The following is a 17,771-nucleotide window of genomic DNA, read 5'->3' on the forward strand; positions in this document are numbered from 1 at the left end:
TTTATCTCCTTTGGTAAAATTTCGGTCTTTTATTCTATCATAGGTAGCAATCTTTGTGAATCTTCTCTCTTCATACTAGAAAGAGGAAATTACATTGTTTACATAACATTTATTATGTTCATTTATACGCCTGACTTTGGATATGCTACAATAAGGGAAAGGAGCGTGCTCGCATGAATTTTTCCAAATCATTTTATTATACGGTCGACCATTCCAAGGTAGAGGAATATAAAAAGATGCTTGATCTAATGAAAGTCCCCTACATCGTGGAAGCACCGATCGTCTTGCTAAATCAAGGAGCGAATGAATACTCCTTCGTTTTTCCTAACATGTCAGGTCGTCTTTATGGAATGGTGAGCAAGTTATTTCAAGCCGATGGGAAGCCATATCCGAAGAATGAAACATAGGCAAAAAAAGGACCCCATGATTGGGTCAAATAGGAAGTGGAGAGAATGCATGCTATGTAACATATTCTAACACGAAAAGAACGAATGTCAACCAAACTTTCGAATTTTCTGTGTTTTTGCGTTAGGTTTTATTACATATAGACTTGGGTTTTTGTGCAAAAAAGAAAGAAACCCTGCATGAGTTGAATTTCATGTAAGGTTTCTAAACGCACAGCTATGCATGGACATTGATAATTTTCTCCATCTCGATCCATTGACTAATCGTTTGGTTTGCTAATTGAACACGCCTGGCCTTCGGGTCTACCCATTTGACCACACCCCACATGCTGCACGTATTCCCCCGCTCCCCCTCAAAGGACACACACCAGCTCACATTCAATGGATAATTTTCTCTTCCCGAATCTCGTAGCATGTACATAAATGCCTCTCTTTCTTTGTCCGTTACTTCAAGATCGCCGTTAGCCACGCGTTTCCACCCGCCTCATCCTGTGTGAGAAATTGTATTTCCATTATAGTGATTACGAACACAAGTTCGCAACCTTTTTTTCAATTCCTCATGAACGGGGAGAGAAAACGGTAGGTACTTGCCTTATGAGAGGTTCCTCTCGAAAAGTCTCCCCATTTGTTCTGCCGAGTCTTGAGGACCATAAGAAAAAAGCCGTTTTCCAAAAATTAATTGGAAAACGGCTCTTACTTTTAACTGGATAATTCCTGTGTTTGATGCTGCGGTCTTTTCTCGACCAGCTCCAAAAACTTTCCGAAGGTAGAAGCGAGTATTTGCTGAAAAAGCATACCGAGAACAACGGGAAGTGCAACAGGCGCAGGAAAGTACGTGATCGCCATAACTGCCCCAGCACTAATGTTTCGCATTCCACTGTTGAAGGTTAACGTGACGATCACATCACGCTCCCATCCGAACAGCCTTGCGATCCCCCACCCCATCAAATAACCCAAAATAGCTACAAACAACACAAGGACCGCCATCCCCACCAGTTTTGCGTCCATCATATGAAAGTAAGACGAGACCATCGAGCTGTTGATCGCGACGACAACACCCATTCCCATCTTAGAAAATGGCGCTAATTTTGGTGCCAGCGTTTTTTTGACGTTCCCTTTTGATAAATGGTTGAGCAGCATACCGACAAGCGATGGCAACACGATCATATAAAATAAACCCTTCATCAATTCAGCCAAATCCATCTCAACTGTTGCCCCTAAAAACAAGGACATTCCCAACGGAACAATCAATGGGGAGAGCATCGTATCCAACAAAATAATGGATAGCGTTAGTGCGATGTTCCCGAAATAAATCGATGACCACAAAAAGCTCGTGATCCCCGTTGGAATTAAAGCAGCCAATAAAAAGCCCGTGATGACATGGATATCATCTGGATAAAACAACCGTGCCATTGACCAAGCAATTAGCGGCATAAGGGCATGAAGAATGAATAAGTTGACGATTAAAGGCAGTGGTCTGGTCAGTACCTTTGCAAATTCTTTAAATCCTGAACCCAGACTGCCGGCAAATGTCATGAAGGCAAATACCCAAGGAGACAAAAAAGCAAACGGTTGCAAATGTGTCCCTGCTATTACGCCAATGACAACACTACTCGGCGTGAGTATGGGCATGATTTTCTCTAGCGATCGATTCAGTTTGGCTAACCCGTTCATCTGATACACCTCAAGTCTCGTCCTTTGATGCTATTGATGTGAGGTATGTTATCATGAACAGATTATTGTTACAAGACCAAAGTTCATTAGTAGATTACATACAAGTCATATATTCGCAATTTCACCTTGCATACTTTCGCACCTGGGAGTAAAGCCTATGACGGAAAGGAGGTATTTTATGAACGGAATGGATTGGGTAGAATTTATCCGAAAAACCGAAGATAAGATGTATCACCTCCATCGAGCGATAGATGGAATCTGTAATGATCCCGACTATAAGGAATCCGTTACGACCTTGACGGAAGTGGTAAGAGATTATCAAGTACTTGTGGAAAAAGCCAAGGGTGAATTACGCGGCATCGACTTCCATCGAGATCGAGAGCGCGCGCATCATTACGATCATGATCACCGCTAGCCAATATAGACTCCCAGTTAGGGAGTTCTTCTTCGTTAGATAATCACAGAATATTCATTTCACCTTGATCATTCTGTCAAAACAGACAGCAAGAACCTCACTCTACCCATATAGTGTGTGAGGTTTTTGAAATAGGCTAGCCCTTCATTTTCTTTTCTATTTCTTTTAAGGATTTCTTCTTCTGGCATGCCGCTTTTACATCGGTTGGCCACGGTTCGTCACTTAGCCTTTGCAAATCTTTTATCAATCGCTTGTCAGCTGTCACATGAATATTGGCATCTGGAAAAGCCTCTTTTAATTTCTTTCCGACTTCTTTTTGAATCGATTCCAGCTTGAACCGATTAAAATTCGTTACTTGAATAGCTACGTCGAGCTCTTTGTCGATTTGCACAGCCACTATTTTGTCTATGCCCTTCACGCTCGCTGTAATCGATCTCGCGCGCTCTTCCCATTGATAATGTCTAACGGGAACAGGCATGCACAACGACTCCGTTTTTTGCTTCGTTTCTGTACCAGATTGCTTCGTACACCCCGTAACAATCAAAGCAAAAGCCAGCGTCAGCACCACGAAAGTTGCCCGCACACAAAACACCTCCTGACCAAAATCACCTGTTACTAGCTTGACCTGGAACGGAGGAAGTATGTAAAAAAAAAGCGGTGACTCCTCTGCATAATTTGAGTCACCGCGGACCCCAAGAACATTGCAAGTCCTATGTATAAGGATATAAAAAATCGCATCGAAACGCGATAGGAGATAGCTGGATATAACATGGAACAAAAAAAATCCCAACCAACAAAAAGTGGTTGGGGCGTACGGGGTAGTACGCATATGTCATACGTGAATGATATAAGCATATAGGACTTCGCTTCAATTGACAACGAACAATAATAGGTACATTTACCTATCGGTGGAACAAAAAAATTGCGCCGACTTTGACTGCATCATTTAGTCGAACGCGTTGAATAGAATCCCCAAGGTTGGATTATACTAGCTAGCTTGGATTACTTTTCTATTATCTTGAAAACTTATCGTTCACGCTATGCGAAAATAATGGTAACAGGTGAAAATCTTTCCTATAAAGCTTGATCTACTATAGAAACCCTTCGCTGAAATGTGTGATTCGCTACAAAAAAGCCAGCCAGAAGTTTCTAATCGTGTTATGATATCCCTGTAAAATCTTGAGGAGTTGAGATCATGAATAGAGAGCAATGGACAGCGGTTGATCACTATTTTACGGATAAATTACTGGAAGCCGATCCCGTTCTAGACACAGTTCTTCAAGAGAACGCAGCTGCAGGCCTTCCAGCTATTGATGTAGCACCCAATCAGGGGAAATTCCTTCATCTGTTAGCACGGATCCAAGGCGCTCGTTCGATCTTGGAAATTGGCACTCTTGGTGGATACAGTACCATCTGGCTAGCCCGGGCACTCCCTGCTGACGGGCGTCTCATTACTCTCGAATATGATCCGAAGCATGCAGAAGTTGCACAATCGAATATTGCACGCGCAGGACTCGATCAAATCGTAGAAGTGAAAGTCGGACTTGCCCTTGATTCCCTCATCCAACTTCACAAAGAAAATCAGGGTCCTTTTGATATGATTTTTATAGATGCAGATAAAAAAGGAAACCCCGACTATTTCCAATGGGCATTGAAGCTCTCTCGCAAAGGTACTGTGATTATCACGGATAATGTTGTACGAAGTGGTCAAGTCGTGGACGAAACAAGCACGGATCCTAATATTGTCGGTGTACGTCAATTCACCGATTTGGTAGCGGAAGAGCAACGTGTCAGTGGAACCGTTGTACAGACAGTTGGCAGCAAGGGCTATGATGGCTTTGCGATCATGCTTGTCACCGGAGAGAACTAGTCTTTTTCACTTTCAAAGGTTGTAACGAGTAGGAGTGTGTACATCTTGTTTAGGCTTGGTTTACCTAGCTTTATGCTCATCGCTAATGTCATTTTGGTTCTCGCGGTACTTTCGTTGATTATCAAAGTGTTGGTGAAGAGAGAATAGCTGATGTTTTTTGGAGGTGCTTTTCCTTGGAGCCATTGCGTGATCAGTCCCTTGCTTTACGTGAAGTAACAGAAGCAGATCTCCCTATATTTTACAGGCAGCAATTGGACAAATCTGCTCATGAGATGGCGGCCTTTACTGTCAAGGACTCTGAAGATAGAGACGGATTCACCGCTCATTGGACAAGGATTTTGAACAATGATTCCATTGTGAAAAAAGCCATTGTCTTGAATGGGCAGATTGTCGGTCATGTTTTGTGCTTTGAACTGTTTGGCTTGCCTACGATTGGATACTGGATTGACAAAAGCTTTTGGGGTAAAGGAATCGCGACAAATGCACTTACCCTCTTTTTAGAGGAACTCCGAACACGTCCTGTATATGCGCGTGTCGCTCATGACAACATTGCATCCATACGTGTGTTAGAAAAAAACGGTTTTCAGCCTATTGGTGTCGATCGGGCATTTTCGGAGGCACGAAGTGAAGAAGTGGAAGAACTCATTTTGATCAAACACACATGAGGTCAGAAGCGCTTCCGTGAGCGCTTCTCCTTTTTTTATGCAGCGCTCATTTTCTAAATGGAAAGGGACATCCTACATGCAAGCAACGATATCTGCCATGCACTTAGAAACAGAACGACTCATCATCCGTCCTTACGCAGAGGATGATTTGATGGAATCTTTTGAACTCATGCAAAACCCAGAGTTGTTTACCTACCTGCCCATGGACGTAATGCCTCTGGAAAACTACAAGCGCTTATTTCGCTGGCTACGAAGCAGTTATGAAACCCCTTTTGACAAGCCTTTTAAATATTCTGTGGCCATACGCGAAAAGGCTACTGGCAGGTTCATTGGCTGGTGTGGTGTTGGCGTTCTCGATTTTCTGGCTCCGGAAAAAGAGCTCTATTATTTAATCGGACGGGATTATTGGGGGAACGGCTATGCTTTTGAAGCTGCCTCCGCTCTTACTACGTACGCATTTGATGTAATCGGATTGGAACGATTGTACGCAAAAGCACACCCAGACAATAAAGCATCGCTACACATCATTGAGAAACTCGGCTTCTCTTTTGAACGCGTCTTAGATGGCCTAACTGGGGACGACGAGGACTGCAACGGTGAATGGTTATATGTTTTGACGAAATAAACAAGAGAGCATACAAAGGGGCCTGCTGTATGGCAGCCCATTCACTCCCCTACCCAAACGTTCCGCCATTCTTTCGAAAGCATTCGTCAAAATCTTCCTACATGTGTTATAATAAAAGTACAGTATTCTCTTCTTACCGAATTTTTGAATAACCAACACAATTGAATGCGGTAGTTCTTAAGATGATCTCCTGAAACAGCGAGGATCATCTTTTTTGTTCTTTCTAGCAAACATCACATGACGAAAGGTTGTAGATGATATGGATGCATTGCCTTGCCAAGGCTGTAAAGGATTGTGCTGTGGTCCAGTTCCCATAACAGAGAAGGAGTATAAAATGATACACAAGAAATTGAAAGCGCTTCCAAAAAAGCTCCGTGACGATCTGAAAAATCAACCGAGAATGTTTGGAACTTGTATCTTCTACGACATGCAAAAAGATCAGTGTGGCATCCATAGCGTTCGACCGGAAGTGTGTCGCGCTTTTGGGTATTACAAAGAGCTTGTCTGTTTTCGCAAACCGGAATTGGCAACGAAAGAAGCGCTGACCTTCAAAGAGAAACAGATTGGGTATTTGAGTATTGATTTTACTTGGCAGCATTTTTAAAGAAACGGAGCTTTCAGAATGAAGCAAATCATAGATCTCAACTGAATAATAATGTTATAGGAAGGCAGCATCACTTCATTTCATCCGCCGAGGGTAGTGTATGAGAAGGAGGCTCATTATGCTGAGAAAGAGTACAAATGCAGGTAGAAGGTCAGCAGTAATGATTGGGTTGTTATTAATAGTCGGGTTGGTTACAGGTATATGTAGTGTTGTTCCTGTTATAGATGGAGCAAACTACCTTGTCGAAGCTTCTACAAATGAAAATCAGGTACGAATAGGTGCGTTTTTCCAGTTGTTAATGGTCGTTGCCTATGTTGGTATACCTATTTGGTTGTATCCGATTTTAAGTAAGCATCATAAAGGTTTAGCTCTTGGCTCTGTTGCTTTTGGGATCATTGCGGGTGTGTTCATTATTATTGGTGTAATCACTCTTCTGTTGCTATTGACAGTAAGCCACGAATTTGCAAAAGTTGGAACTTTGCATGTATCGTATTTTCAGACCCTGGGTGGATTGTTACGGGAAGGACGTGATTTGGTTAACCATGTGGCAACGACACTGGCATTTGTTTTGGCTATGTTCTTGTTTACCTGCGTATTTTACCAAACAAAATTAGTTCCACGGTGGTTGTCAGTCTGGGGTCTTATTGGGTCTACATTGTCCATATTGGCAAGCTTATTCTTTATGATTCGCTTCATCGGTCTGGATGCAACCTACATGACGTTGAACATTCCAATAGCCTTTCAACAATTGGTTTTGGCTATATGGCTAATCATGAAAGGATTCAACTCAACGGAACAGGATTGAGAAAGGGATGTCTCCTGACTTTTCATTGGAGACATCCCTTTTTTTACACGCTTTCACGCATCCCTTTACTCCACACTAACCAAAACGCGCTCCAACGCATCCAGCGCCTGTTCCGCGTCTGCACCATCCGCAGTCAAGACGACCGACTGTCCTTTTGAAACAGCAAGGGACATGACGCCGATAATACTCTTGGCATTCACCTTCTTCTCATCCTTGTTCAATCCGATTTCACTGGAAAAGGAAGCTGCCACTTTCACAAACAAAGTAGCCGGACGCGCGTGTAATCCCTGTGCCAACCCGACGATGACCTGTCTCTCTCTCATCTGATTCACTCCTACCCCTTTCTCGTAAAATTGCTACAGGCCTTCTATAGCAGTCAGCAGTTCTTCTACCTGATCTAAACGAGTCAATCCCGTTTCCTTGTCGACGATCGATGTATAAATGTGAGGAATGACCTGCTTTGCACCTGCGGCAAGGCATACCTCCACAATCGGACGAATCGAAGCTGCATCGATCCCGCCAGTCGGCTCAAAAACGGGAATCCCGTAACGTACGGCTGCTTCTGCCATCGCTTTGATTTCATTGAGCCTCTCCAGCCCGTCAACTGGATAAAATTTGACCGAGTGTACGCCAATCTCCGCCAACATCGCGGCGGCTGCATCGCAAGAGAGCCATTCAGACACTTTGTTGCTCATTGGTCCTGTGGTGACTTGAACCTTTCCTGGTTGTCCGCCGGGGGCAATCAATGCATTCACGATGGTATGCGAGTTGCCGACTGCCTGTAGCCCCCCGAGCGTATAGCCTGCTGCCGGAAATACCTGATTGACGTGATCTGGCTGTGTCTGCACCGCGACTTCAGCGACCTTTTTCCATTGAGTAGGATCACCTGCGCCCAGCCCTACAGACACTGGTACACCTGCTTGCTGATATTGTTCAACTGCGGTTATTGCTGCTTCTACGGACGCAAATCCTTTGACTAAGATTCCGATAAGAGCGCGGCCATCAGCCACGGAACATATTTGTTTTGCGTTTTCTACATCCCTTGCCAAAACGTTTAAACGAATTTTCGGTGTGCCCACTTTTGTTATTCTCCTTCTCTCTGTTTTAGCAGCAGTTCCTTCATTCGCGCTGCGATGATGTGCTCTTGCCCCTGGTGAAACGGTCGTGGATCAAAGGCAATCATACCCGTATTCACATAATGGTTGCGGGTAAAAATAGCTGGATTTCCTTGCTCCAGTTGGCGTGTAAGCTCCCGAGCAGTCATTCCCGTCACTCGTTCGTCAAGCTGAACTTGCACGCGATAGATCGCCCGACCTGCCTCATCCTGTGCGATCACTGCTTTCACACCAGGCAAGCTGTTCAGTTCCCCTGCCAGCCACTCTACTCGCCTACGCTGCTCGGGAACATTTTGCTTTTCGGGGTGATATTGTCCAATCGCTGCAAGTAAACCCGCAATGGCTTCCTTTCCTACCTTCATGGCACGACCGATGCCTTTATATTGCGCGCGACATGCAGCCACCAGATCGGCACGACCTGTGATAAACCCAGACGTTGGCCCGCCGATTGCTTTTCCGCCACTGTAGATGACCAGATCGGCACCCATCGCTACATAGCGCCGCAGACCCTCCTCCGCCGCTGCGTCTACGATTACCGGAATTCCAAACTCCCGACCGAGTTGAAGCATCGTGTCTAGCGACTGCATCCCTTTTTGAATCGCATGATGAGATTTGACATAGAGCAGCGCTGCGGTCTGATCATCAATGGCTTCTCGCAAATGGTCTTCTTCTACGTGATTGGCATGCCCGACCTCTACGACTTTCCCACCGCCCAGTGCAATCATCTGTTGAATGGAAGCACCGAAGTGCACCGCGTGTCCTTTTTGGATAATGATCTTGTTATTCAACCCATCGGAAAGAGGAAGCCGTTCGATCAAACTCAGATGGCAACCGGCTATGACTGCCGCTACACTAATGGCAATGCCTGCAGCTGCTCCCGAGGTAGGACAACCGTCTTCTGCTCCGGTCGCCTCTGCGATATGACGACCTGCCACAATCAGCAGCTCGCTAATTTCTACATAATCCATGGCCGCTTCTCCCATGGCCTGTGCGATAGAAGGATGGACGGCACTTGCACCCAGTGCCGTCATCTTACCGCTTGCGTTAATGACTTGCTTCAACCCTAGCTGCTGATAGATTCCCATGGTTTGCCCATCCTTCCTGTGAAAACTCTTCGCTCTTCCGTCATTGTGTCGGGATCGGGAAAATGGCTCCAAGGATCATGGCTCCGATAATCGCACCACCCGCAATCGGTTTGTTGTAATAGTAAAAAATCGCTGCACCTGCTGTTGCGCCGAGTCCAACTGGAATCGAAGCCATAATCGCCGAAATGACAATCAATGGACCTAAGTAACGACCTGCTGCATTTCCGGCTCCCATCATGACATCCGCACCAAAAGTGGAGTTCGATGCGTTGATCGTGTACTTCCGAATCAAAATAATCACGGTACCAATGATGAAGCCCAAGAGTGCACCTGTCGCCAGCGCCAAAGGAAAAGAAGTCAACGGAGCTGTAAAGCCTGCTCCCAACATCAATGCTGGAACGCCAATCCCGATACCTGTTTGCAACGAGCCGCCAATATCGAGAATTCCAACCAGCGGTCCCTCCAAAACGCGGGCGAACAAAAAGCTCGCACCAAACGCAGCAGCCGCCCCGTATCCGCCACCCTTGATCCCTGCCTCCAGCATCGCAACGATGGCGATATCGTTAAAGGCCCCAACATGATACACATAGTAAAGATGAGTACCTGCAAAGATTCCTGAAGACAAGCACGCCACAAAGAGGGGAAATGCCCATTCTGAATACCAAAACCCTTTTGCCTGCAATTCACCCATTACTTTTTCACCACCGATCCGAATGTTTCGTGAAGCTCTATCAACCACTGTGGAATTTCTACATACATGCTCTTCAAGAGCGCGACGTCAAAACCGCGGAAGAAGCCACTGAATACAAACAAGAGAATGACTGCAATAAACATGGATTTCGTAATTTTGTTCCAACCACTGTCATCCAAGCCTTTACCGATCAATATACCCAAGACGATTCCAGGCACCGCATTGCCCATGACCAAATGCGATAAACCGCCCAAGACCGTTCCCCAAATCCCTGTCCGTTTACCTGCATCCATCGCCGCCATCCAGAACACAATCGGCATGATCGGGTTGATCAACCAGTTCGCAGCAGGAACCAGTACCTTCGTCGCGACGAGCTGCATCGATTCGGGAATCGCTGTTGCTGTAGAATTCAAAAGTGTGACCACAACGACACCAACCGCCGCCCCGGCAATCGCCATTTGCTTTGGATTGTGCAACGTCTCTGCCACATTCTTGTTACGCCAGAGCAGCACAGCCGCTGCCCAGTTCGGGATGACGCGATGATCCACATCTTGCGTCAAAGCACCGGCACCGACAACAGACGCCCATGAGTTGAACAAAAAGCCAAGTCCAAATGAAAAGTGGGAAATGGGATCGCCCGCACATGCGTTCAGCTCTCCAAAAGTCCGGAAGGCTCCCATCCCTTGGACATTGGGTGCATGGAACATCCTCGCCGACCCCGCACCAACACCGAAGCCGACCAATGCCCCGATGACGATCGACTTCAACACAATCATCAAAGTAACCATGAACCTACCCCCTGTCTGCTTCTATCGCTGACGAACCAACTGCCCCACACCCGCAGTCTGCTCGGTCTGCTGCTGAAATGTTATGTTTTCTACCTGGACCAATCCCAGCCTCACTTGAATATCTACAGTGATGTCATACCGCGTTCGTTTGCGTGGAAAGAACAATCCAAAAAACCGCTCATGCTTCACTGATTCCGTCGCAGACACAATGGAAACTCCTACTGGTTCGATTCGCACGACCAAATCACTCGTCTGTCTCGCCACTACATGCTTGATTTGGGAAAAAATCTTGTTGAAGGCTCCTTCTTTCGTATCGCCACTGCCGGATAATCGCAAGGTCTGCGTCGTCTCCGTGTACATGGATTACTTCCCTCCCAGCTTGATGTATTCTTCCACTATGCGTCTGCCCAGCTCTTCTATATCCATGAAGCCAAAACCAATCACTTTTTTGCCGCTACGCAAGGCAGTAATACCAGCATCGACTGAGCGCAAGCCGTACTCGACTGGAAAACCATACTTGGTCTTGGCAGTCAGTGCCCCAGCCCCACCACTTCCGCAAAAGGAAAGCCCGAGATCTGCACTCTCACTGACCATGACATCTCCTACCTTCATATCAGCGCCAACACCTGGAATGACGATCGCGGTCCCGCCAGCAGCTTCGATTCCTTTTGCGATGTTCTGTCCTTTTCCGAGACGATCACCAATTACGATTTTTACCTTAGACATATACATACCCTCCTTTTATTCACAGCGATGATTTACGTTGGCCCCATCTGCATGGCACGAATGGCTTCAAAATGAACAGCCAACAGAAACGCTTCAGTATCATCTGCTTGCCACGCACTTTTTTCTTCTGAGAGGACTTTGTGTGAGAGTGTAACCATATCGGGATGAATTTCGGCGAACAACTCCGCTTCAATCACGGGCAGCTTTTCACCGTTTGTCATCCGTCGTACAAATGCCAGTACATGAGCTCCGATAGCTAGCCAGCGATCTCGCGGTATATGAATCTCCATGAGGCGAAACTCCTCCTCTATTTTTTGGAGAATCCGTTTTGATTCAGAAATTTCAGATAAATAATCCAATTTTGTCTCAGCCAGTTCCTTGAGAATGTCATCAATCATTTGCATGTCAGTACCTTTCCCGAAGTAATCGCTTGATAAGCCACTACTCTTTCCTTTGTCTCCAACGTTTCTTGTTCACTGTCCGTCAAAATTGTCGGCTCTTTTTTGATCTGCAAAATGGATACGTCCGCGCATGCCCCTATTTTCAACGTTCCGATCTCGTTTTCCAGCCCGAGAATTCGTGCTGGACCTAGCGTACTCGCCGCAATCACATCGTCGAGCGAGTAGCCCATAGCGAGAAACTTCGTAAGTGTGTGCGTCAAGCTGTGCACAGGACCATCGATGTTGCGCTGGTGAACATCCGTGCTAATGACATGTGGCATAATACCTTGGGCCTGCGCATGACGCAGTGTTTGGAAGCTGAAGCTCGCTTCGCCGTGCCCGATGTCGAGTAAGACTCCCCGCTCCAACGCGTCTTGCGCCTCTGGAATCAACTCGCCTCGTTCGTCGAACATCCCTCCTTTTTTTCCGTGAAACGCATGTGTCACCACGTCTCCTCGGTCTAGCAGAGGCAATATTTCCGTGAGTTTTGGCGGAGCGTTTCCGATGTGCACCATCATGGGAACGCCCGCTTCCCTTGCGGCTTCCTTGGCTACGAGCAAGGGATGGATCCCGTTTTGCTTGACGACAGAACCGCTCATGCGGGCTTTTATCCCTCGTAGTATCGGCTGTTCTCGTATGAGCGCAGCCGCTTCTCTCGGGGTTAACCGCGACATGTCTGCGAGCTCCCCGCCGCCTGTACACAAACCATCCCCTGAAATGTTCAGAAATGCCAGAACACGAGTAACAGAAGGATACACTGCTTCTTCAAGAAAAGCATCAAACGACCATAGCCCGACACTGCCAGCATCTACTACGGTTGTCACTCCTTGCTCGACGCCGACCCGATCCGCGACTACGCCCAAACTCGTCTTTGTCGGGAAAACGTGAGCGTGCAGATCGATCAGACCGGGGGTCACCACATATCCCTCTGCATCGATCGTTTCCTTGCTTTCCAGATTCATCCCTTGGTCATCGGTTGTCTTCCCTTTCTCATACAACCCAACGATCCGCCCTTCCCGAATGGCAAGATCATAATGCCCATTCACGTTCTGGGAAGGATCAATAACCCGTCCGTTGCGTATGAGTAGATCCACTTTCACTTTCTACCGTCCCCTTTCCTGAAAAATAGCGCATAATGGCCGTCACTTCACTAGGCGGAACTTGGAGGTTTACCTCAGCCATCAATTGGTTCAGCTTTTCACGCCATGCCTTCCATTCTCTCGATTCTGCCTCAGTCGCCGATTCCCACTCCTCCTGATAGGGTGAGCCAAAAGCCAGTCGATTCACCATCAACAGCAGGTGCAGCGTCAGTCCGCTTGCCATTTGTTCCGTTACGTACTCCCGAAAAGCAGTCACGATTTTTTGACTGATCTCATACCCTTTGCAGATAACATCCTGAGACAATCTCTCCACCACCGGCAAATCTGACGGATTGAGATCAGTAGTCAGTGTTGGGAACCAAGCTTCCTTGCGAGCATTCACAGCCTGTTGTCGATTTCCTTCCGCCACTTGCAAAGCTTCCAGACAGTTCTGAATCTGGTTGATATCTTGGCGTGTTGGAAGAGGACTGACAATCACAACAGGCACCTCGGCTTTGATCGGCAGGACACTGATGATGACATCCACACGACGACTCGCCAAATACTTCTCTACCTCTGTACTGGAACACAGACCTACGACCCGAAGTGAACGCAATTCGCTTTCCAGATACGTTTTCAAAAACCGCGAAGTCCCTCTGCCTGTTCCGCAAACGACAAGCGCATCTGCCTTTTTCTGCTCCAGCCAGCGATCATAACCTGCTTGGAAATGCAGGACAAAGTAAGCAATGTCTGCATCAAGCCAATAGACCCCCCGATGCCAAAACACTTCTTCGCAAGAGCGTTTGACTGCATCAAACATGCGTGCGTAGGAACGGCGAATCTCCTCCGTCAGTGGATTCGCAAAAAGAACTCCCTGACGATAACGGTTCAAACTATCATCCAGATGAGCAAAAAGCAGTCTGACCAGCTCCTGATCCTCGTACAACGGTGCCAACATCCGACTGCTAACCGCTTCTGTCAGCTCCTTGGTTGCCTGGAAAACGTCCAAAACGATCCTACCTGCACGCGCTTCTCTTGGCACCTGTTCAGTCCCTAGTAGCGGAAGGCACGCATACGCAATCTCGTGTTCGGGAATATCGACGTTCAATCGCTGACAGAATGCTCGAACCTCGTGTGAAAACAGCTCGTACCCGCTCCAATGCCTCGCTTCTCCCATCTCGGCATCATCCGCAGTGACCAATTGGCCCCTTTGTACACGATGGACGACAATGCATAAGCGAATCAGTAAACTAATCAACACTCGGTCTGCCAGCGTCTCCGCAGCAGCATTCATCCATGCTTTGATGCTGTGAATGATCTCCCCTAACTCTGTCCGGCTGATCAGCCATTTCTCCAATAACGGACCTGTTCGCGCTTCTTGTCCATACTCTAAAAGCATTCCCTGTACCATCCGATACATGTCGATTCCATCCAGCAGATCGTGAATCAAGTTTTCGAGAGCATACCGCTTGTGCCGCTCACTCCCGTCCACACGTACACCGTACCTTTGCTTCGTGACGAGCTCGAGACGCCAGCCATCGAGCAGCTTTTCCGTGTCCTTGACATCGGCCACGACAGTATTGCGACTGACGCCCATATGGTCGGCCAAATCGTTCATCCGCTGATACCCTTCTGACAGCAGAAGAATGAACAAAAAATGCTTGACCCGATCCTTTTGCGGCAGAATGAGTGTCTTGCTGTCATCCCTTTGCAAATTTTCCTTCAAAGCATTTCGATGCTCTTGCTCTTCCGTTATCCACAGCCCTTTATTCGGTTGAGAATGGAGGATGACATTTCGTTCCTTTAGCCATTGCCTGACGTTATCCAGGTCGTACTTGACGGTGCGTTCGCTTACCTGGAAATCGCGCGCGACGTCCTTAATTTTCAGCGGATAGTAGCTGTCGAGTATCACCTTCAGTAATGCATGGGAACGTGTGGTTAAGAAGACCATTCCTTTCTCCTTTCCATAAAAAGCTGTGTCCTTGCTTGAGATTCATTATAGAAAACGCTTTCTCAGTGGTAAAGAACGATTCCTTTCCCCATCAATCGTGCAATTTTTGCAATTATCAGTTCGATTCGACAGCGCATAGAAAAAGCCCGCAACGAAAGGTTACGGACCTCTACTTTTAAAAAGAGCTCACTTACAGGATTCCACCCAAGCTCGCACCTTTGACAAACAGTCGTTCGATATTTTTCTCGACAGTTGGATCGGGTACCAATGGCGGTGCTTGATGGGGCTTGGTACGTGCATCGATAATCAGATTATCACAACCCCAATGCTTGTTCTCGTAGTAGCTGTTCACGCCGTAAATGTCGTGGGATGGATTACTGCGTGTAAAGGTTGCCCACAGGAAGTTTTGAAGAGACGTGCTCATGAATGTACTGTCGTCACAAAGGATGATCATCGGGCAAGACGGGATCGGACCTCTCGCTTGAATCGCGTCACACAGATTCTGTAATTGCTGCTGGGCGCTCGCGTAATCGGTAAAAGCAGGACCTTGGATCGACACCACACCTGGCATAATCAAGCGGGCATTCTCAAACTCTCGCAAATCCTTCAACTCATCCGGCACCTCTTTGCACAGCTCTCGTTTTTGATCGCCGTAAGCAGCGAGGACAACCTTACTACCGCTGTTTAAGCCTGTTCCCGAATAATCCAACGTATCAATGGTCGTGTTTGTATAAAAATGAACATCGCGATGCAGATCGATTCTCTCCAAAATATAGGTCATAAAATCGACTTCATCATGCGTCGTCAATGGTCGATTTTCTTCTGCGGTAATGAATAAATACTTGGCCAAGCTCAATTGGCCAGTTCCTAAAATGCGGTTGGCAATGGTGAGCATCTCCGTCGGCTGTTTGACTTGCTGATAAGGCGTATATCGCTCGCTTCCGATGGCAAACAGCAGCGGATGCACACCGGCAGCATCTACAGCATGAACTTCTTTTACACCTGGGATTTCTTGCTTGATCGCATCGCCCGTTAACTCGTGAATCAGTTGACCAAATGACGTATCTTCTTGTGGCGGACGGCCCACAACTGTGAATGGCCAGATCGCATTCGGCTTGGCGTACACTTTCTTTACCTTCATCACAGGGAATGGATGGATCAGACTGTAATAGCCCAAATGGTCGCCGAATGGTCCTTCTGGTTTCGTATCTCCAGGATAAATATCTCCCGTGATTACAAAATCCGCATCATTGCTTATGCAGTAACCATCGATATAGCTGTAGTGAAAACGACGCCCAGAAAGCAAACCGGCAAAAGTAATTTCGCTCAAGCCTTCTGGCAACGGCATGACAGCCGATAAAGTATGGGCAGGCGGACCGCCAACGAAACAACTTACTTTCAGCGGCATCCCCATTTTGGTCGCTTTGGCTTGGTGGACACCAATTCCACGATGGATTTGATAGTGCAAGCCAATTTCTTTGTTTACCTCATATTCATTACCAGTCAACTGCACACGGTACATCCCCAAATTGGAATTCATGATTCCAGGCTTGTCCGGATCTTCCGAATAGATTTGGGGCAACGTGACAAAAGCTCCACCATCCATCGGCCAGCTTTGGATAAGTGGCAAGTCTGTTATGCTGATTTCCTGTGCGGTTACCGGCATGCTAGTCGATTTTTTTGCAGGCAAAGCCTTTAGAGCAGCAAAGCCGTTTTCGATATTTTTAAATGGCTGCTTTAGCGCTTTCATCGGATCATTGCGCATAGCGATTATATTTTCAGCGGCTTGCCAGGTGCTTCTGAAAATAAACTTGCTGCGCTCAATTGTGCCAAAAAGATTGGATACCGCACGAAACTTTGAGCCTTTTACGTTTTCAAACAGTAAGGCTGGCCCGCCAGCTTCGTACACCTTCAAGTGAATCGCGGCCATTTCTAGATAGGGATCTACTTCTTCGCGAATACGGACCAAATGTCCGTGCCTTTCCAAGTCAAGGATGCACTCTTCTAAATTCTGATACATATCTATAGGGCTCCAATCACTAGATTCTAGATTTACCTGTAGATCAATACCTTCTCATCATACAGGAAAGATCCTACAAATTCACGTTACCCTTCCGCACAATTTCTTGAAGCTCGCTCAGTTCTCTGATTTCGTAGGTTGGCTGAATGCTCGTCTGATTTTCCTTGCCCAGAGGGTTGAACCAGCATGTATCGATCCCGTAAAGGGCTCCCCCTTGTATATCAGAGGTCAACGAATCTCCCACCATCAATACGTTCGCCTTCTCCGTCCATTGCAGTTTGGAGTACGCGTATTCAAAAATTTCCCGATCCGGCTTCTTATAGCCTACCTCTTCGGAAATAATCAGGTGCTCAAAAGAGTTGCAAAGCGGTGAAGCGGCAATTCTTGCCGTTTGCACAGAGGCGAACCCATTCGTAATGATCGCCAAGCGGCAATCCTCCAAACTGTTGCACAACTCAACCGCTCCCGGTATCAAATGCACTTCTTTGCCCAAGGATTCGAGATAGGCGCTGCCAAACGCCTCTGCATCGACGTCTAGCTGAACAGCTTTGAAAAGTCTTCGAAATCTCTCTACGCCCAGCTCTGCTAGAGTGATTCGCCCCTTTTCTAAATCCTCCCACAATCCTTTACTGATCTCTTTGTAAGTCACTCCATAATCAGACGATCCCGTAGCGAGTCCAAACTGAGAAAACGTCTTTTGCAAAGCATTTTCTTCTGTCGTTTTGAAGTCGAGAAGTGTATCATCTACATCGAATAATATGACTTGATAGCGCATGGTAACCTCCATAAATCTTTACTGATCAAGTATTCGTAC

At 46.8% G+C, this 17,771-nt stretch carries 22 protein-coding genes; 7 read left to right on the plus strand and 15 right to left on the minus strand.

Translation table 11 applies throughout. The features are described 5' to 3' along the window. Positions 1–173 precede the first annotated feature (173 nt). Positions 174–407 carry a hypothetical protein gene (locus tag HPY28_RS17270; protein WP_017249019.1) on the plus strand — a complete coding sequence of 78 codons (234 nt, stop codon included), beginning with the start codon at positions 174–176 and terminating at the stop codon, positions 405–407. A 214-nt stretch (positions 408–621) separates the two neighbouring features. On the opposite strand, the gene HPY28_RS17275 is transcribed toward HPY28_RS17270, so the two are convergent. After that, positions 622–873: a YolD-like family protein gene (locus HPY28_RS17275; protein WP_017249020.1), complete on the minus strand. Its 252-nt coding sequence runs from the start codon at positions 871–873 to the stop codon at positions 622–624. Positions 874–1,103: 230 nt separating this feature from the next. Continuing rightward, positions 1,104–2,078 (minus strand): bile acid:sodium symporter family protein, encoded by a 975-nt coding sequence (locus HPY28_RS17280; protein ID WP_174224120.1) that lies wholly within the window; start codon positions 2,076–2,078, stop codon positions 1,104–1,106. Between the two features lie 178 nt (positions 2,079–2,256). Between HPY28_RS17280 and HPY28_RS17285 the strand changes: the two genes are divergently transcribed. After that, positions 2,257–2,493 (plus strand): hypothetical protein, encoded by a 237-nt coding sequence (locus HPY28_RS17285; RefSeq protein ID WP_017249022.1) that lies wholly within the window; start codon positions 2,257–2,259, stop codon positions 2,491–2,493. Positions 2,494–2,629: 136 nt separating this feature from the next. Here HPY28_RS17285 and HPY28_RS17290 read toward each other — a convergent pair whose 3' ends face one another. After that, positions 2,630–3,076, minus strand: a complete 447-nt coding sequence (locus HPY28_RS17290) for a YhcN/YlaJ family sporulation lipoprotein (RefSeq protein WP_017249023.1) — start codon at positions 3,074–3,076, stop codon at positions 2,630–2,632. Between the two features lie 612 nt (positions 3,077–3,688). Between HPY28_RS17290 and HPY28_RS17295 the strand changes: the two genes are divergently transcribed. From HPY28_RS17295 to HPY28_RS17315, 5 genes are all read left to right on the plus strand, one after another. Then, positions 3,689–4,363 carry an O-methyltransferase gene (locus tag HPY28_RS17295; RefSeq protein ID WP_174231029.1) on the plus strand — a complete coding sequence of 225 codons (675 nt, stop codon included), beginning with the start codon at positions 3,689–3,691 and terminating at the stop codon, positions 4,361–4,363. Positions 4,364–4,536: 173 nt separating this feature from the next. Next, on the plus strand, positions 4,537–5,028 hold the full coding sequence (locus HPY28_RS17300) for a GNAT family N-acetyltransferase (protein ID WP_174231030.1): 492 nt from the start codon (positions 4,537–4,539) through the stop codon (positions 5,026–5,028). Positions 5,029–5,104: 76 nt separating this feature from the next. After that, positions 5,105–5,653: a GNAT family N-acetyltransferase gene (locus HPY28_RS17305; RefSeq protein WP_174231031.1), complete on the plus strand. Its 549-nt coding sequence runs from the start codon at positions 5,105–5,107 to the stop codon at positions 5,651–5,653. A gap of 259 nt (positions 5,654–5,912) precedes the next feature. Then, on the plus strand, positions 5,913–6,257 hold the full coding sequence (locus HPY28_RS17310; protein ID WP_069844830.1) for a YkgJ family cysteine cluster protein: 345 nt from the start codon (positions 5,913–5,915) through the stop codon (positions 6,255–6,257). 118 nt (positions 6,258–6,375) lie between these two features. Further along, positions 6,376–7,062 carry a DUF4386 domain-containing protein gene (locus HPY28_RS17315; RefSeq protein ID WP_174231032.1) on the plus strand — a complete coding sequence of 229 codons (687 nt, stop codon included), beginning with the start codon at positions 6,376–6,378 and terminating at the stop codon, positions 7,060–7,062. Between the two features lie 65 nt (positions 7,063–7,127). On the opposite strand, the gene HPY28_RS17320 is transcribed toward HPY28_RS17315, so the two are convergent. The 12 genes from HPY28_RS17320 to HPY28_RS17375 all read right to left on the minus strand — a co-directional run bounded on the left by HPY28_RS17320 (position 7,128) and on the right by HPY28_RS17375 (position 17,732). Continuing rightward, complete coding sequence (locus tag HPY28_RS17320; protein ID WP_017249031.1) at positions 7,128–7,385, minus strand: HPr family phosphocarrier protein; 258 nt, start codon at positions 7,383–7,385, stop codon at positions 7,128–7,130. Between the two features lie 33 nt (positions 7,386–7,418). Next, on the minus strand, positions 7,419–8,141 hold the full coding sequence (locus HPY28_RS17325; protein ID WP_173623556.1) for a KDGP aldolase: 723 nt from the start codon (positions 8,139–8,141) through the stop codon (positions 7,419–7,421). Between the two features lie 5 nt (positions 8,142–8,146). Further along, positions 8,147–9,262 (minus strand): DgaE family pyridoxal phosphate-dependent ammonia lyase, encoded by a 1,116-nt coding sequence (locus tag HPY28_RS17330; protein ID WP_174231033.1) that lies wholly within the window; start codon positions 9,260–9,262, stop codon positions 8,147–8,149. A gap of 40 nt (positions 9,263–9,302) precedes the next feature. Beyond that, a complete protein-coding gene (locus tag HPY28_RS17335; RefSeq protein ID WP_017249034.1) occupies positions 9,303–9,953 on the minus strand; it encodes a DUF4310 family protein in 651 nt (216 codons plus the stop codon). Further along, positions 9,953–10,741 (minus strand): DUF4311 domain-containing protein, encoded by a 789-nt coding sequence (locus HPY28_RS17340; RefSeq protein ID WP_174231034.1) that lies wholly within the window; start codon positions 10,739–10,741, stop codon positions 9,953–9,955. The genes HPY28_RS17335 and HPY28_RS17340 overlap by 1 nt, the downstream gene beginning before the upstream one ends. A 21-nt stretch (positions 10,742–10,762) precedes the next feature. Beyond that, positions 10,763–11,101: a DUF4312 family protein gene (locus tag HPY28_RS17345; protein ID WP_017249036.1), complete on the minus strand. Its 339-nt coding sequence runs from the start codon at positions 11,099–11,101 to the stop codon at positions 10,763–10,765. 3 nt (positions 11,102–11,104) lie between these two features. Continuing rightward, complete coding sequence (locus HPY28_RS17350) at positions 11,105–11,467, minus strand: SFCGS family glycine-rich protein (protein WP_174231035.1); 363 nt, start codon at positions 11,465–11,467, stop codon at positions 11,105–11,107. Positions 11,468–11,499: 32 nt separating this feature from the next. Then, positions 11,500–11,871, minus strand: coding sequence for a hypothetical protein (locus HPY28_RS17355; RefSeq protein ID WP_174231036.1), 372 nt, complete (start codon positions 11,869–11,871; stop codon positions 11,500–11,502). Then, positions 11,862–13,007 carry an amidohydrolase/deacetylase family metallohydrolase gene (locus HPY28_RS17360; protein ID WP_174231037.1) on the minus strand — a complete coding sequence of 382 codons (1,146 nt, stop codon included), beginning with the start codon at positions 13,005–13,007 and terminating at the stop codon, positions 11,862–11,864. Before HPY28_RS17360 ends, HPY28_RS17355 begins: the two co-directional genes overlap by 10 nt. Beyond that, the gene (locus HPY28_RS17365; RefSeq protein WP_174231038.1) at positions 12,967–14,937 is read right to left on the minus strand and encodes a BglG family transcription antiterminator; all 1,971 of its coding nucleotides are present in this window, start codon (positions 14,935–14,937) and stop codon (positions 12,967–12,969) included. The genes HPY28_RS17360 and HPY28_RS17365 overlap by 41 nt, the downstream gene beginning before the upstream one ends. 190 nt (positions 14,938–15,127) lie before the next feature. Then, a complete protein-coding gene (locus tag HPY28_RS17370) occupies positions 15,128–16,957 on the minus strand; it encodes a UbiD family decarboxylase (protein ID WP_173623561.1) in 1,830 nt (609 codons plus the stop codon). A 73-nt stretch (positions 16,958–17,030) separates the two neighbouring features. Then, positions 17,031–17,732: a YjjG family noncanonical pyrimidine nucleotidase gene (locus HPY28_RS17375; protein WP_174231039.1), complete on the minus strand. Its 702-nt coding sequence runs from the start codon at positions 17,730–17,732 to the stop codon at positions 17,031–17,033. Positions 17,733–17,771 lie beyond the last annotated feature (39 nt).

This window comes from Brevibacillus sp. HB1.2, from assembly GCF_013332495.1.
Lineage (GTDB): Bacteria > Bacillota > Bacilli > Brevibacillales > Brevibacillaceae > Brevibacillus > Brevibacillus porteri.